This window comes from Psychrobacter sp. 1Y1 (assembly GCF_051847395.2).
GTDB lineage: Bacteria > Pseudomonadota > Gammaproteobacteria > Pseudomonadales > Moraxellaceae > Psychrobacter.
In genome coordinates this window covers 1,052,226-1,068,854 of record NZ_JBPYDF020000001.1, presented here as the reverse complement: position 1 = coordinate 1,068,854, position 16,629 = coordinate 1,052,226, and the positions used below count along the sequence as shown (strand labels likewise).

The 16,629-nt window shown below is 45.5% G+C and carries 11 protein-coding genes; 5 read left to right on the top strand and 6 right to left on the bottom strand.

The genetic code is table 11. The features are described 5' to 3' along the window. Positions 1-24 precede the first annotated feature (24 nt). The 6 genes from nuoG to ACS8FA_RS18555 all read right to left on the bottom strand — a co-directional run bounded on the left by nuoG (position 25) and on the right by ACS8FA_RS18555 (position 8,625). A complete protein-coding gene (nuoG, locus tag ACS8FA_RS18580) occupies positions 25-3,105 on the bottom strand; it encodes an NADH-quinone oxidoreductase subunit NuoG (protein ID WP_439265660.1) in 3,081 nt (1,026 codons plus the stop codon). Positions 3,106-3,115: 10 nt separating this feature from the next. Then, positions 3,116-4,540 carry an NADH-quinone oxidoreductase subunit NuoF gene (gene nuoF / locus ACS8FA_RS18575; protein WP_439265662.1) on the bottom strand — a complete coding sequence of 475 codons (1,425 nt, stop codon included), beginning with the start codon at positions 4,538-4,540 and terminating at the stop codon, positions 3,116-3,118. Further along, positions 4,537-5,046 (bottom strand): NADH-quinone oxidoreductase subunit NuoE, encoded by a 510-nt coding sequence (gene nuoE / locus ACS8FA_RS18570; protein ID WP_201555956.1) that lies wholly within the window; start codon positions 5,044-5,046, stop codon positions 4,537-4,539. The genes nuoF and nuoE overlap by 4 nt, the downstream gene beginning before the upstream one ends. A gap of 183 nt (positions 5,047-5,229) precedes the next feature. Next, complete coding sequence (gene nuoC, locus ACS8FA_RS18565; RefSeq protein WP_057758925.1) at positions 5,230-7,005, bottom strand: NADH-quinone oxidoreductase subunit C/D; 1,776 nt, start codon at positions 7,003-7,005, stop codon at positions 5,230-5,232. A 152-nt stretch (positions 7,006-7,157) separates the two neighbouring features. Beyond that, positions 7,158-7,826, bottom strand: coding sequence for a NuoB/complex I 20 kDa subunit family protein (locus ACS8FA_RS18560; RefSeq protein WP_101206265.1), 669 nt, complete (start codon positions 7,824-7,826; stop codon positions 7,158-7,160). 175 nt (positions 7,827-8,001) lie between these two features. After that, positions 8,002-8,625: an NADH-quinone oxidoreductase subunit A gene (locus ACS8FA_RS18555; RefSeq protein WP_102091044.1), complete on the bottom strand. Its 624-nt coding sequence runs from the start codon at positions 8,623-8,625 to the stop codon at positions 8,002-8,004. An 845-nt stretch (positions 8,626-9,470) separates the two neighbouring features. Between ACS8FA_RS18555 and ACS8FA_RS18550 the strand changes: the two genes are divergently transcribed. The 5 genes from ACS8FA_RS18550 to argB all read left to right on the top strand — a co-directional run bounded on the left by ACS8FA_RS18550 (position 9,471) and on the right by argB (position 16,583). Continuing rightward, positions 9,471-11,504, top strand: coding sequence for a UvrD-helicase domain-containing protein (locus ACS8FA_RS18550; RefSeq protein ID WP_439265665.1), 2,034 nt, complete (start codon positions 9,471-9,473; stop codon positions 11,502-11,504). Between the two features lie 155 nt (positions 11,505-11,659). Further along, entirely contained in the window at positions 11,660-13,063 is a 1,404-nt protein-coding gene (gene mgtE / locus ACS8FA_RS18545) for a magnesium transporter (protein ID WP_101206268.1), read from the top strand. 123 nt (positions 13,064-13,186) lie between these two features. Further along, positions 13,187-13,651, top strand: a complete 465-nt coding sequence (gene dut, locus ACS8FA_RS18540) for a dUTP diphosphatase (protein ID WP_371546940.1) — start codon at positions 13,187-13,189, stop codon at positions 13,649-13,651. A 138-nt stretch (positions 13,652-13,789) separates the two neighbouring features. Further along, a complete protein-coding gene (locus tag ACS8FA_RS18535) occupies positions 13,790-15,592 on the top strand; it encodes a phosphohexomutase domain-containing protein (protein ID WP_439265667.1) in 1,803 nt (600 codons plus the stop codon). Positions 15,593-15,671: 79 nt separating this feature from the next. Continuing rightward, positions 15,672-16,583, top strand: a complete 912-nt coding sequence (gene argB / locus ACS8FA_RS18530) for an acetylglutamate kinase (RefSeq protein ID WP_057758912.1) — start codon at positions 15,672-15,674, stop codon at positions 16,581-16,583. Positions 16,584-16,629 lie beyond the last annotated feature (46 nt).

Sequence of the window (16,629 nt, the reverse complement as noted above, 5' to 3'; positions counted from 1 at the left end):
GGGATAATACGGGTAACTTGCATATTACACCTCCTGTGTGGTGGTCGGCGCTGCGTTTATTTGCGCTGTGTCATTATCATTAATCATGTCGTTAGCCATGCTACCCATCATCGTTACTGGTGCATCCACTTTACGTACCGATGCTGGCATTGATGGGTGAATGATACTCACCTGCCCAACGGGGTAACCGATACAGCCTTCTGCCAAATAACCGACCAGCTGTACTGGCAAGGTGATTTGTTGCTTATCGATTTCTATCGCCAAGTAATCACCAGCAGCAATATTCCAGTCTTTGGCATCATCTATACCGATACGCCATGCAGCAACAGGTAGTTGCTCTGCAACTATTGGGCTACGTGATGCCATCATTGAGCTGGCATAGATATTATGAATCGGTACCAGTTTGGCTTGGCCTTGCTGCAAGTCAGTTGTATTCGAAGACATCGCTTCTGGCGCCACATATTGACGAGTGGCTAGGCGCTCTAGCTGATCGAACAAACGCACACCTGGATCACCATTTTTCAAATGACCGCCGACTTTGTCTTGGTATTTGTTCCATGCTTGCGGTGAGTTCCAACCTGCCGCATTGGCAAAAGGAATCATCGAGCTTGGCGTTTCTTTACCGCTATAACCTTCCATTGAGAAAGTCAGACCAGTGTCCAAATCTTTTGGCTGCATTGGCTCGTGCACTGAGATTGGCGCACGCATAGCAGTACGACCTGAATAACGACGCGGTTGACGCGCGATTTTCAGACCCGTTATACGGTAGTCAGCATCAGGCGCAGCGCCTTTGATACCCGCAAGTTTAGGATGGGTTACGATCAACGCATTAATGACATCATCTAGCTGCGTCCAATCAACATCACGACCTTCAATGCTGCTATGCACAGCATGTATCCAGCGCCAACCTTCTTTAATACTGCTCATTGGATGGTAGTATTCATTATCGTAAACTTGGAAGAAGCGCTGCGCACGACCTTCAGCTGATATTAATGTACCATCCGCTTCTGCAAAGCTCGCCGCTGGCAATACAATATCGACGTCTTTATGCCAATCAAGGAGCTGATGATCTAATGCGATGACCGTTTTATCAGTCAATAGCTGCGTCAATTTATTGGCATCAATCGCATCTGTTAGCTGGTTTTCTGCAACCACAACCACATCATAATCAGTTGCTAGTAGCTCTTCTACTGATTGGCCGCCAAGCATACAAACGCCCATGCTATTGGCATCAGGAACCGTTAGATAGATACCTGCTTGTGCCTGATACTGTGCGTTTACTTCTTTTAACTCAAGGTTTTCTGCTGGCTCACGCTCGACATCATCCTGCGCTTCTGTATTCACGCCTGTTTCAGGTTTGTTTGGCTTGGCAGATAAATCTTGGTCTTCTTCAGGCTGGTCATTAGCCGCTTTTGCTTGGGCTGCCTGTACTTTGGCATTATGTGCCTCAACCTGCTGTTGCTCAGTCGCTTTGATTGCTGCGCGTTTTTGGGTCAACGCTTGGGTAATCTGTGCCGCTGCTTCTATCAATGCGGTAGAAGACAAGCTACTACCCGAGACAACTAACGGCTTATCGGCTTGAATCAAGTCATAAGCGATTTGCTGCGCCAATGCTTGCATACCGTCGGTTTCAGTACTGGCATCAGCATCTTGTTCAGCTGCTCGTGGATCTGCTATGTCTGCTAAATCATCAGCGAAATTAGCAATTTCATCAGCAACTTTGAAACCAAGTTTGGTGATGTCTTCAGGTGTCGCCACTACGCTCACTTTACTGATGTCTTCTAGCTTGGTTTGCGTCACATCGATGACATAGACTGGGCTTAGCGCATCTTGAGCGATACGTTTGACGGGTTCAGCAAGCCAAGGCTGTGTTTGCAGCGCCGCCGCCATTTTCAAACCTTCATTTTTTGCCGCTTGACGTACTGACAGCGCGACACGTGATGAAGTTTGCGTGATATCTTCACCCAATACCAAAACTGCATCATGCGTTTCGATATCGGTCATGCTAGGATTATAAATGCCTTCAGTGCTAAGCACTTCGATACATTTATTGACCAGTGCTTGCTGCTGATGATTCAAACCTGTTGAGAAATTATCAAAGCCGACCAGATTTTTTAGCGCAAAGTTAGTCTCTAGACTGGCGCGTGGTGAGCCAATCCCGATAACTTTTTTATCTTTAATACGCTTGATGGTTTCATCAAGGGCATAGTCAATATTGATTTTGACGTGCTTATCATTGATACGTTCAAGCGCTTGGGTTGGACGATCATCACGATTGACATAGCCATAACCAAAGCGGCCACGGTCACATAAGAAATAGCGGTTTACTTCGCCGTTATAGCGGTTTTCGATACGGCGCAATTCACCATAACGCTCACCTGGTGAGATATTACAACCAGCTGAGCAACCATGACAGATGCTTGGCGCATACTGCATGTCCCATTTACGGTTGTAGCGCTCAGAGTGAGTCTTGTCGGTAAATACACCGGTTGGGCAGACTTCGGTTAAGTTGCCTGAGAATTCACTTTCAAACTGACCATCTTTATCACGGCCAAAATAGACGCGGTTGTTTGAGCCATAAACGCCCAAATCTTCGCCACCCGCATAGTCTTTATAAAAACGTACACAGCGATAGCAAGCGATACAACGGTTCATCTCATGTGCGATGAATGGCCCAAGCTCTTGGTTGTGGTGCGTGCGTTTGGTAAAGCGATAGCGACGACGGCTATGACCTGACATATACGTCATGTCCTGCAAATGACAATGTCCACCCTCTTCACAAGTTGGACAGTCATGCGGATGGTTGGTCATAAGTAGCTCAACCATCGACTTGCGGAATGCTTTGGCTTCATCATCAGTCACAGAGATGTACATGTCATCGCCAGGGGCGACCATACATGACATCACAAGGCGACCGCGACCCGCTTCCATATCGTCTTTATTCTGGAATTGCTTGACCGCGCACTGACGGCACGAGCCTACTGAGCCAAGGGCTGGATGATAACAAAAATACGGCACATCAATGCCGAGTGATAAGCAGGCTTGTAGTAAGTTATCTGCGCTATCTACTTCGACAGTGGTTCCATCAATATGTATGACTGCCATGCCGCTCTCCTTATTTCACTACTGGCTGTTGGTTGGCTGCAGCATCAATAACATCGACACCAACCGCCTGCGCGATTTTTTGATCAAACTCTGGACGGAAATATTTAATCGCACTCATTAGTGGTTCCATCGCACCTGGGGCATGCGCACAGAATGTTTTACCAATCCATAAGTCACGCGTCAGGCCTTCTAGTTTTTCTACATCGCCCACTTGCCCTTCACCATCATTGATGGCGGTAAGCAATTTCACGCCCCACGGTAGACCATCACGGCATGGTGTACACCAACCGCATGACTCGCGCTGAAAGAAAATCTCAAGGTTGCGCAGTAATGGCACCATGTCTTGTGATTCATCGACGACCATAATGAGACCAGTACCCATACGGCTACCCGCATTTTGAATGGTGTCAAAATCTACCACCACATCCAAATGTTCTGCAGTCAAAAAGTCAGTCGATGCGCCGCCCGGTAACCAAGCTTTCAGCGTTTTACCATCTTTCATACCACCCGCTAAATCTTCAATGATTTCGCGAGCTGTATAACCAAACGGTAATTCCCAAAGGCCTGGATCGTTGACCAATCCTGAGCAGCCAAATAGTTTGGTGCCTGGCGTTTTACTTTTGCCTTTAATTTCAGATAACGACTGATACCATTCAACGCCATGATTCAAAATCGCTGGCATATTACACAGCGTTTCAACGTTATTGACAACGGTTGGACGACCCCATGCACCAGAGATTTGCGGAAACGGCGGCTTAGTACGTGGGTTAGCACGGCGGCCTTCTAGACAGTTAATTAACGCTGTTTCTTCACCACAGATATAACGTCCAGCGCCCGTATGCACATGCAGGTTAAAACTAAAATCTGAGCCCAGAATGTTGTTACCCATGATATTGTTGGCCAAGCACTCTTCGATAGCAGCGACCAAACGCTCAGCGGCCAAGATATACTCACCACGGATAAAGATATAACCGTCAGTGGCACCAATCGCATGAGCGGTAATGAGCATACCTTCGATCAGCTGAAACGGTAGACGCTCCATGAGCAAACGGTCTTTAAACGTGCCCGGCTCCATTTCATCCGCATTACAGATGAGATAACGCGGCAAACCATCCGGCGGCGACATAAATGACCATTTAAGACCAGCATTAAAACCTGCACCGCCGCGACCTCGAACATTGGCCGCTTTAATCATATTGCCAACGTCTTTAGGCGACTTAGATAACGCTTCTTTTAGACCCGTAAAGCCTTTTAGAGATTCGTAAGTCGCCAAATCAAGCACCGCATCATGATGCGCCAAACGCCACGTCAATGGCTTGGTTTCGCTAGTGGCTGTCGCTTTATCACCATAGATTGGAACACGCTGTGCATTTAGCTGGCTTGGCGCTTGGCCTTGACCGCGACGAGCAATCTGCTCTGAAATCGTTAAACTCATGCGTATATCTCCAATAGTTGCGCGACCTCGGAGGGTTGAACAGGGCCGTAAGTGTCTTCGTCAATCAGTACTGCCGGGCCTTTGTCGCAGTTTCCTAAGCAACAAATTGGCAATAGCGTAAAGCGACCATCAGCAGTTGTCTGACCGTACTCGATACCCAGCTGCGATCTAATCTCAGCGGATAGCGCCTCATAACCTGTCAAGTAACAAGCTACAGAGTCACAGATCAGAATCACATGACGACCGACCGGCTGACGGTAGATACGGTTAAAGAAAGTCGCAACCCCATCCATATCTGACATCGGAATGTCTAGGATATTGGCAATGGCGTTTGCCTGGGCGTCATCGACCCAGCCGTTGCGCTTTTGCACGATTTTGAGTGCATCTAGCGAGGCGGCACGCGCTTGCGGGTAATGATGCATAAACTCATGAATGGCAGCAATTTCCTCAGTGGTAAGGATGCTCTCTACATCTACTTTTGGCATTTTGTCGGAAACAATTTTCATAATCTTCTGTCTTTCCTCACTCATCACGCTTTATCACACTACAACGACTGTCTAAACATTGACTATCATTGCACTGAAATATTACAGCATTTTGGTGTGCCATTTGGCAGTAATATATTGATTAACTTATCTTTTTTTAAAACTATAACTCTTTGAGCAAAGCTCTATTCTTAGGTGAAAGCACTAACGATCACAATCCGCCATCACAATATCAATCGATGCTAGGTACATAATGGCATCAGAAACCAGCGAGCCATTGATGACCGATGGCATCTGCTGTAAATGCGCAAATGTCGGCGTACGAATACGGGTACGATAGCTCATCGTGGCCTTGTCTGAGGTGATGTAATAACTGTTCAGACCTTTGGTCGCCTCTACGATCGTCGTACATTCGCCCGCTGGCATCACAGGACCCCAAGATACTGAAATAAAGTGGTTAATCAGCGTTTCGATATCATTTAGCGTACGGTCTTTTGGCGGTGGTACGGCCAGTGGATGATCGGCTTTGTAAGGGCCTTGTGGCATATTATCCATACATTGACGGATGATACGTAACGACTGACGCATCTCTTCGACTTTTACCATACAACGGTCATAAGCATCGCCGTTGTAACCGACTGGCACTTCAAAATCGTAATTCTCATAGCCCATATATGGACGTGCTTTACGCAGGTCGAAATCAACGCCTGTCGCGCGCAGACCAGCGCCAGTCACGCCCCAAGCAAGTGCTTGCTTGGCATTATACTGAGCAACCCCTTGGGTACGGCCTTTGAGCACGCTGTTTTGTAATGCCGCTTTGACATACTCGTCCAAGCGTTTTGGCATCCAATCTAAGAACTCACGAACCAGACGCTGCCAACCACGTGGCAGATCAGCAGCTGTACCGCCGATACGGAACCAAGCGGGATGCATACGATAGCCAGTCACGGCTTCGATAACGTCATAGGCTTTTTGGCGATCGGTAAACATATAGAATACAGGGGTCATACCGCCCGCATCCTGAATGAACGTACCGACGAATAGTAAGTTATTGGTAATACGGAAGAACTCGCTCATCATCACGCGGATAGTTTCAGCGCGCGGTGGAATGGTAATCCCAGCAAGCTTTTCGACCGACATGATGTATGGCAGCTCATTCATCACACCGCCAAGATAATCAATACGGTCGGTATAAGGAATAAATGAATGCCAAGTTTGGCGCTCAGCCATCTTTTCTGCGCCGCGATGGTGATAGCCGATATCAGGAATACAATCGACGACTTCTTCGCCATCGAGCTGTAGTACCAAACGGAAGGCACCGTGAGCAGAGGGATGGTTAGGACCTATGTTCAAGAACATAAAGTCTTCATCACGACCTGAACGCTTCATGCCCCATTCTTCTGGAACAAAACGCAGATTCTCTTGCTCGTATTGCTGCTTGGCTGTATTCAAGAAGTACGGGGTAAATTCCGTCGCGCGTGCATGATACTCTTTACGCAGTGGATGACCTTCCCAGTATTTTGGCAATAAGATACGGGTCAAATGCGGATGACCTGTAAAGACAATACCGAACATGTCCCACACTTCACGCTCATACCAGTTGGCGTTTGGCCAAATATTGGTGGCGCTCGGTACATTGACATCGTCTTCGCTCAGCGCGACCTTGATACGTACATCACTGTTGCGCTCAAGCGACATTAGGTGATAAAACACCGTAAAGTCACTATCAGGCAAACCTGCGCGATGTTGGCGCAAACGCTCATCTATCGCTGACAAGTCAAATAGCATGACGTAAGGTTTAGGCAGTTTGCGCAAGAATAAAAGAATATCTAATAAATCAGCACGCGCCACCCAAACCGTTGGAATCTCATCCACAGTCTGCTGCACGACAAATTTACCAGCATACTTTTGCTCCAGCTCTGTGATGACTGCTGGGACGGGCTTGATCTTAGGATCTATGTTTTCGACTACCGTGACCATGAATGATGTATTCCTTCATTAATCATAACTGAACTATGTTAGTCATAACCGAACTATGTCAACCATAACTGAGCTATGTTAATCATAACCGAACTATGATAAGCGCATAAAATATTGAAACTGTTGCTACAAGTCTAAATGCTGTTTAAAACTTAAATACTGTCTGGGCTGCGCAAGTTTTTGACAGCAATACGATCTGCCTGCTTGCGGTCACGCTCAGGCGTCATTTGCGGCTGATAGATACCCTGCTCATTGACATGGATACCCAGCGGACGACGCTCTTTAGTAATAGATTCTTGTAACAACATCAAACCCTGAATAAGCGCTTCTGGACGCGGCGGACAACCTGGCACATACACATCAACAGGGATAATCTTATCGACACCTTGTACGACAGAATAAATATCATACATGCCGCCCGAATTGGCACAGGCACCCATAGAGATAACCCATTTTGGCTCAAGCATTTGCTCATATAGGCGCTGGATGACAGGGGCCATTTTGACAAAACAAGTACCAGCGACGATCATGACGTCCGCCTGACGAGGCGAGGCACGAATAACCTCTGCCCCAAAACGTGACAAATCATGAACGGCGGTTAAGGTAGTAGCGTATTCAACATAACAGCAAGAGGTACCAAAGTTAAATGGCCAAAGTGAGTTCTTACGCCCCCAGTTTGCTGTTGAATGAACGAGGTCTTCGAGACGACCCATAAAGACGTTTTTATTCACTTCATCTTCGATAGGATCATTGACCGTTTGACTGGTCTGTGCAGGATAGGTATCTGCATCGGGGTTGGCTTTTGTTAATGTGTATTTCATAACATACAACCTTCATATTAGGCTTGGCGTGGCAATCATCTTGCTCACGCTGTCGCCATAACTTTTATTATTAATAAGTGGCTAATCATCAGCGATCATTAATACAAACAGAACTGACGCCTTCATGCTTTGCTGCTCGTTTTTGCAAACGCTAGAAGCTGAGCATCAACTGCTATTAACGTTCAGTTTTGTCCTGCTGAGCAGACGTCGCAAAATCCACAGAAGTAACGTTACCCGTGGTATTAATATGATCGATGTTTTGTAGATGACGACGATTGGTCTCAATATTGTTTGAGACATTGATTTGACCGGATGACTGCGCGGGCACTTTACCTGTCGGATCGACCATTAGCTCATGAGCACCATCAAACTTGGTGATGTCTGCCAAATTAAAGCCTGCAGGCGCCGCATACAAGCGTGCTTTTTTGCGTAGCTTGTCAGCAGGTGCCCAGTTCATCGCACCCAAGCTCAGCTCATAAATCAAACCGATAATCAGAATAGTGATAAACGTGCCAGCAGCGGCAAAGCCAAGCCAACCTGCCTCGCGTACTGACACAGCATAAGCGTAGAGATATAGCGCCTCTAAATCAAAAATCACAAAGAAGATTGCGACCAAATAAAATTTGGCAGACAAACGAATACGGGCGTTGCCAGATCCGACAACACCGGCTTCAAACACTTCTTCCTTTTGTGAGCCTTGAGAGCGACCGCCAAGTAAGCGCGGTACGACCAGCATAAAGACAACTAGCCCAATGGCGGCTAAGATAAAAGCAATGGCTGACCAATTAAAAGCAGACATGATAATACGTGCTCCTCACCCAATCGAGTGTTAGACACAGCGCAAGCACTGACCCACTCAGGCCATGTTGCGACAGGTATAACGCAGACGAAAACACAAAGTGACTTTATTTAAAAAGTGACTTTATTTAAGTAATTGTCACTGCACTTCAGTAACTGTCACTGTGTTTAAGTAACTGTCATTGAGTCACATGTTAGGTATTTTGCTGGTAACAACCAATTATCAAGCTTATTGACGACGATGTCAGACGTGACCAACTGTAGAGATTCCGGTATGCGCGCGGATAAAGGCTGGTCGCCCAACGCATCTTCTAACAACGTAAGATCAACGTATTAAATCAATATCATATCTGACTGCTTACTTAATTGATTTAATAGCTCATTACACGTGGTCAACAATGACGTGACAACTGGCATAAATTATTTACGTACTATACGCATATCAGTGCCTAAAAGCTAGTTTTTAACTGTATTGAACGGTCACTTTCTGTGTAAAAAAAATGTGTTTTTTTTACTATGAATTATGATATAGACCTTACCTTATATTAACCCCAAATCCGTACTTTTGGCTACGAGCAAACACTGTCACGCTATTTGTCAAAAATCAAGTGTCCAAATACCCCACTTTCATCACCCAAGTCCTCCCCCAAAGTGAGCATTTTTGCTTTATAATGACCCACCAGATTTTTATGATATGCCATCATCAAACCTTAAATTCTATTATTCTTATAATAAAGATTATTAAAATATCGCAACGATACGAGTTTTGATGATGCGCGCTGCGTTTATCTATCTTTGTCATATCAGCGCTACCCTCTTTTTTGCTTTTGTCTTACAGGTCACGTTATGAGTCAACTCAATCCCAAACAATCCGAGGCCATGCTCTACGTATCTGGTCCATTACTTGTACTTGCAGGGGCTGGCTCCGGCAAGACCTCTGTGATTACGCGTAAGATTGCTTACCTAATCCAAGAGTGTGACATGCCAGCTGAGCGTATCACCGCCGTAACCTTTACCAATAAAGCGGCACGTGAGATGAAAGCGCGGGTAAGCAAACTGCTACCAAGCGAAAAAATGCGCGGGCTAACGGTGTCGACGTTTCACCAGTTTGGACTACAGTTTTTGCGCTACGAGCTGATTCATACCCCATTAAAGGGCAACTTCTCTATCATGGACAGCGACGACAGCAAGCGACTGCTGATGGAGCTGATGATGCGCGACAACCTAAGTGGCGCTGAAAGTCGCGAGTTGGTCGGTAAAGCCATCAAAATGATTTCGGATTGGAAAAATGACTTGGTCGAGCCTGATAAGGCGATGGAAACGTTAGACGATCCAGAAGACATGATTTTCGCGACGTTATATGCGCTTTATGAGCGTAACTTGCGTGCTTACAATGCGGTCGATTTTGATGACTTGATTGTATTGCCAACCAAGATATTGCGTGAAAATAGAGAACTGCGTGACAAATGGCAGAACCGTATTCGCTATTTATTGGTCGATGAGTATCAAGATACCAATACCGCCCAGTATGAGATGATTAAATATTTGGTTGGCCCGCAAGGTCGCTTCACCGTGGTGGGTGATGATGACCAATCTATCTATGCATGGCGCGGGGCAAAGCCTGAAAACATGGCCCTGCTAAAAGAAGATTTTCCAAAGCTGAAAATCGTTATGCTTGAGCAAAATTACCGCTCAACCACGCGTATTTTGACTTCGGCCAACGCCGTTATTCTAAATAACGAGCATTTATTCGAGAAAAAACTGTGGTCAGATAAAGGTCAAGGCGAAAAAATCCGCATCATTAACTGCCGTAATGACGACGATGAATCCGAGCGTGTCGCCAAAGAAATCGTCACACACAAGCTGCGCTTTGGTAATGAGTGGGAACAGTATGCCGTACTGTACCGCAGCAACTTTCAAGCACGGATGCTAGAGGCACAACTGCGCCAGCTGCAAGTGCCTTATAAATTATCAGGCGGTCAATCATTCTTTGCGCGTAGTGAAATCAAAGACATCATGGGCTATCTACGCCTGATTTTGAACCCTGAAGATGACAGTGCGTTTTTGCGTATTATCAATACGCCCAAGCGCGGTATGGGACCTGCCACGCTAGAAAAACTCGGTCTATTTGCGCAAGAGCACAGCATATCGCTACTGGCCTCTTGTACCCACGCTGGCCTGACTCATGTATTGCCGTCAAAGGCTTATGGTACGATAAAAGAGTTTGGTGAATTCATCGAGCACTATACGCGTGAGCTGGATCAACACCCAGACCCTGTGCCGATCGTACGACAGATGATTGATGAGACAGGTTATATTGATTTCGTGCGTAGCGACGCCAAAACGCCGCAACAAGAAAAAAACCGTATCGATAATATCGATATGCTGTACACCAGTATTCAGTCCTTGATTAGTCGTGCTGAAGAAGACGAGGACCGAACTATTGATACCATCATTCGTAAGCTGGTTTTGCTTGATATGCTCGAGCAACAGCAAGAAGAAGAGAACACTAACAAAGTCAACTTGATGACCTTGCATGCGGCAAAGGGCTTGGAGTTTGATTTTGTTTATATTATGGGTCTTGAGGAAGAAATGCTACCGCATCGCAACTCTATTATGAGTGAGACGGTCGAAGAAGAGCGCCGTCTGATGTACGTGGGCATTACCCGTGCGCGTCGTGAGCTGACATTGACCCTAGCGACCCAGCGCCGTGCCGGTGGTCAGATGCGCGTTACCTCAGAATCAAGATTTTTGGATGAGTTGCCTGAGGATCATGTTGACTGGCCTGCCAAAGCGAAAAAGAAAAAAGCGACCAAAGACCCAGAAGCTGTTGCTGATGAATATTTGGCCAATATTCGAGCGTTACTGGGCAAGCGTTAATCTTAACCAAAACATTTAAGCACTTAAGTAATAAACACTTAAGTAAACGCTTGCGAAAACACGCTTTAGACTGCGCAAAAGGCGATTGTTATAATCGTCATTGTTATTGTTCTTTATATACTATAAAAAACTGACTGTAAAAACTTGGAACACTTATGCCTACCCCGACGCCCAATCAGGAACGAACTGCCATGCTGTCAGGAGACTATAATTCGGCTGAATATAGTGCCGAATATAAGCTTCTGTATCTGCAGGGGTTGGTTGCTGACAAAGCATACGAGGCCATTACAGAGTTTTTGGAAAAGCAGTCCGAATATGAGATTGCCAACCTACTAGAATCCTTCCCGACTCAAAACCGTCTGTTGATTTGGGCGCAGGTGCCAGAGCATATCAAAGGTGAGGTACTTGCCGAACTAGATGTCGATACGCGCCAGCCGTTGATGGAGAATATTTCTTCTCAAGAAATCTCCTTGTTTACCCAAGACCTTGATGCTCAAGATATCTCTGAGATTTTGGATACCGTCACTGAGAGCGTACGTACCTCAGTCATGGCAACGCTGGACGAAGAGACGCGGGTCCAAGTCAATAAGCTTGATACTTATGCTGACTGGGAAGTGGGTAGCTATATGGATCCAGATATTATCCAGATAAGGGACGATATCTACCTAGCAGATGTACAAGAGTGGCTGCGTGAAAACGATGACCTGCTCGATGACGAGAGCCAAGAGCTGTTAGTTGTCGATCAAAGCCAGCAATTGCTAGGGCTACTGAGTCTAGTAGATTTAATCAAGCATAAACAGAATACATTAGTCTCGGAGCTGATTGATACTGCCATTACAATTAATGATCGCTTGGATATTCAAGATGCAGCCGCGATTTTTCGTTCAGAAGACATCCGCTTTGCCCCCGTCATCAATAGCCATGGCGAGCTGGTTGGTCAACTAAACGGTGAAGACATCATGGAGATTATCCAAGATGATGTCGACAGCACCATGAAAAACCTCGCTGGTGTTAGCCAAGATGAAGAGCTGTTTGCCCCTATCCTAACCAGTGCTAAAAGCCGTAGCGTTTGGCTAGGTATCAATTTATGTACTGCCCTATTGGCAGCAGCAGTGATTGGACAGTTTGAAGAAGTACTAGCACAAGTTGTGGCATTAGCGATATTGATGCCAGTGGTCGCCAGTATGGGCGGTATTGCTGGCTCGCAAACGCTAACGGTCGTTATCCGCGGGATGGCAATGGGGCAAATCGGTGGTTCTAACCGTGTCTGGCTGTTAAATAAAGAGCTGTGGGTGGGTGCGATAAACGGTATCATCTGGGCGATAATTATGGCGTTTATTGCTCAGTTATGGTTTCATGATATTAAGATCAGTGCCGTCATCGGTTTTGCCATTGCAATCAACATGACTGCAGCTAATGTCTCGGGTATCAGCATACCGCTGATGCTAAAACGAATGAATATCGACCCTGCTCTATCTGCTTCGGTTATCTTAACGACTGTCACGGATATCGTCGGCTTTATGTCCTTTTTAGGATTGGCCAGCGTGTTGATACTATAGCTGATTGCTGAATTACTGAATTACTGAATTACTGAATAATTAAAATATAGAATTGTTATTTGTTTAAAACCCTAGTTCAAAGTACTAATTTAAAAAACCATCAAATCGTTAAGTGAGTGTGTTATGCAAGCTGTACAAGTTAAAGTGGTAAACCCTAAAATTACTGAAGACGAAGCGTTTTCTCTACCAACTCGTGCAACCGATGGCAGTGCAGGTATTGATTTGCGTGCTTGCATCGATGAGCCATTAACGATTAAAGCAGGTGAAACCCATTTAATAGGTACAGGCCTTGCGGTTTATATTCAAGACCCTAATTATGCAGGTATGATTTTACCGCGTTCAGGTCTTGGCCATAAGCACGGTATCGTCTTGGGTAACTTGGTTGGGTTAATCGATGCCGATTATCAAGGCGAGCTGATGGTTAGTATTTGGAACCGTAGTAGCGAGGACTTTATTCTTAATCCAGCTGAGCGTATGGCACAGTACATCGTGGTACCTGTTGCGCGTCCTGAGTTTGAAGTGGTTGCAGAATTCAGTGATGAAAGCGTACGTGGTGCAGGCGGGTTTGGACATTCAGGTCGTCAATAGTAGCTATTTTGACGGTCAAACCTGCTAGTAATTTTTTAGATAGCGATTAGAATTTTGCTTGAGCTATATCTAAAACCTTGCGCTATTCATTTTTTATTTATCATTGAACACCTATCACGGTTATAAGGAGAGTAAGCAATGCCACCTTTTGCGGCGCAGCAATCCTTATTCCGTGCTTATGATATTCGTGGTATCAACCAGTATTTTACTAGCAGTTTTATACAAGCGTTAGGCGATGCTTTTGCCACTCTCTACAATGTCCAAGATAGCCAACCGTCTCGAAATATCAATGCTAGTACCTCTGTTGAGACTAAGCAGAATGTTGTCGTTATCGGTTATGATATGCGCATTGGTAGTGAAGCCATTGCACATACACTCTCTACTGTACTAGCTCATCATGGTTTACGCGTAATCCAGTTAGGTCTGGTTACCACGCCGATGATGGCATTTTGGGCAATGCAGTATCAAGGTCATGGCATTGTCGTAACAGCAAGCCATTCTGCTAAAGACATACTAGGCATCAAATGGTTAGTAAATAACAAGTCCCCTAGCAGCTCAGAGATACAGACGCTCTATCATCAACTCACCGCCAATCATGGTCATCACACCTATCCCGATAATCAAGCTAAAAATTCTGTCTTGCATTCAGAAAACATTGAAAGCATTGATAATAACTACGACTCAAAATTGCCAACAGATTTGCTTGAGCAATCACCTACTAATCAAGTAGGTAATGTATATATCGATGCTATTGCGCAGGTATTTGAAAAATTATTTCAGCACAATCACTCGGCAACTGCAGCCAATCAAAAAAACGCTTATAAACTTGATTTGGTCATAGTTATTGACTGTATGCACGGTGCAACTGGTAGCATTGCTCAATGCTTGTTCGAACGTTTTTGCCAGAATGTTATTTTTCTCAATGATACCCCCAATGGCAATTTCCCCCTTGGTAATCCAGACCCTACCGAACCAAACCGCTTAAACGAATTGCAACGAGCCGTTGTGCTGCACGTAGCAGATATCGGCTTGGCGTTTGATGGCGATGGCGATCGTTTGATGATCGTTGATAACAACGGCAAAATAGTTACGCCCGATCATTTGCTCTATCTACTGGCACGTATTGCTATTACTGAACATCCTAACTCTCTTAGCGCCTCTTTATTAGCGTCTGAAGTTCTTTTCGATATTAAGTGCGCCCATCATTTACCAAGACTGTTATCTGAGCTTGGTACTACACCTGTGATTAGCAAGACTGGCAGCAGCTTTATGCGCCAGCAGGTACAGCATCCTGACAATCAAATTGTCTTCGCTGGTGAATTATCAGGGCATTTCATCTTTAATGACAGCCGCTTTATCCCTTATGATGATGCGATGTATGCTGCATTACGGTTGCTGCATTGGCTTGACCAAACTAATGACGGTGTTAGTGATAAAAAACCGCTAGCAGATATCATCCATAGCTTACCTACTATAGTCAGTACTGCTGACCATTACTTGCCAATGCCGCAGACGGCTACTACCGACTGCTCTCTTGTAGAGCAACTAACCAGATTTTGTCACTACTTGCAGCATCTAGTAGATATGTCTACTCATAGTATTTCTTCATCTAGTCAGCAGCGAAAGAACTCTGGCTTGACTGCCATAACATGCAAGTCATCAGTGTGTACCTGCGCTACTGCGAAAGCGCAAATAGCATTAAAACAGACACATGAATTATTACCTGTAGGAACCAAGCTGAACTGTATCGATGGTGTGCGTTTAGACTTTGCGCATGGCTTTGGCGTACTGCGTCAATCAAATACCAGTAATAGCCTGACCGCGCGCTTTGCAGGTGACAGTATAGATGACCTAAAAGATATTCAGGCGACATTTGCCGCTTTATGTCGACCATTTAACGCAGCACTAGCTGAACAGATTCTTGCTATTCCTGCGGAGTAGCCTCATAAAACATATATCACTGTCTCATTAGACATAGTAGAAAAACAACCAATTTAAAACCGGCCCTTAGGAGTTTGTAATGACGCTTAATTTAGATGATGCCAAAAACACCGCTGAAGTATTGACCACTGCTCTGCCCTATATCCAGCGTTTTGTTGATAAACTCATCGTCGTAAAATACGGCGGCAACGCCATGACCGACCCTGAGCTTGAGAGCTCATTTGCTCGCGATATCGTTTTGCTAAAGACAGTCGGTATGCATCCAGTAGTCGTACATGGTGGTGGCCCGCAAGTTGACAACCTCCTAAAAGAGCTCGGCCGTCAATCAGACCGTATCGATGGCATGCGTGTCACTGACAAAAGCACCATGGATATCGTAGAGATGGTCTTGGGCGGTAGCGTCAACAAATCGATTGTTAGCCTGATTAACAAACACGGCGGTCGCGCGATTGGTCTTACAGGTAAAGATGCCAACTTGATTCAAGCCAAAAAACTGATGATGGAAAAAATTGGCGCAGACGGTATCGCTGTACCAGTTGATTTAGGATTTGTTGGTGATGTGGTCAGCGTCAATAAAGACGTGATTAACATGTTAATTGCCTCAGATTTTATCCCCGTAATCGCGCCACTTGGCGTTGACGCTGAAGGCAATACCTATAATATCAATGCGGATTTGGTCGCGGGTAAAGTAGCGGAGTTTTTACAAGCAGAGAAGCTGATGCTATTAACCAATATCAAAGGCGTATTGGGCCGTGATGGCGAAGTGGTGACTGGACTCACGCCAAAGAAAGTCGATAGCTTAATCGAAGATGGCACTATCTCAGGCGGCATGATTCCTAAAATTCAATGTGCGCTTGATGCGGTACGTAGCGGCGTCAAAAGCGCGGTAATCGTTGATGGCCGTGTCCCTCATGCGACCTTACTTGAGATTTTCACTAACGAAGGGGTTGGTACGCTCATCAGTCGTGAGATAGACTCATCATTGAGCTAGAAAAATACAGCAATACTAAATGTAAAAAAGCTAAATATAGAAAAGC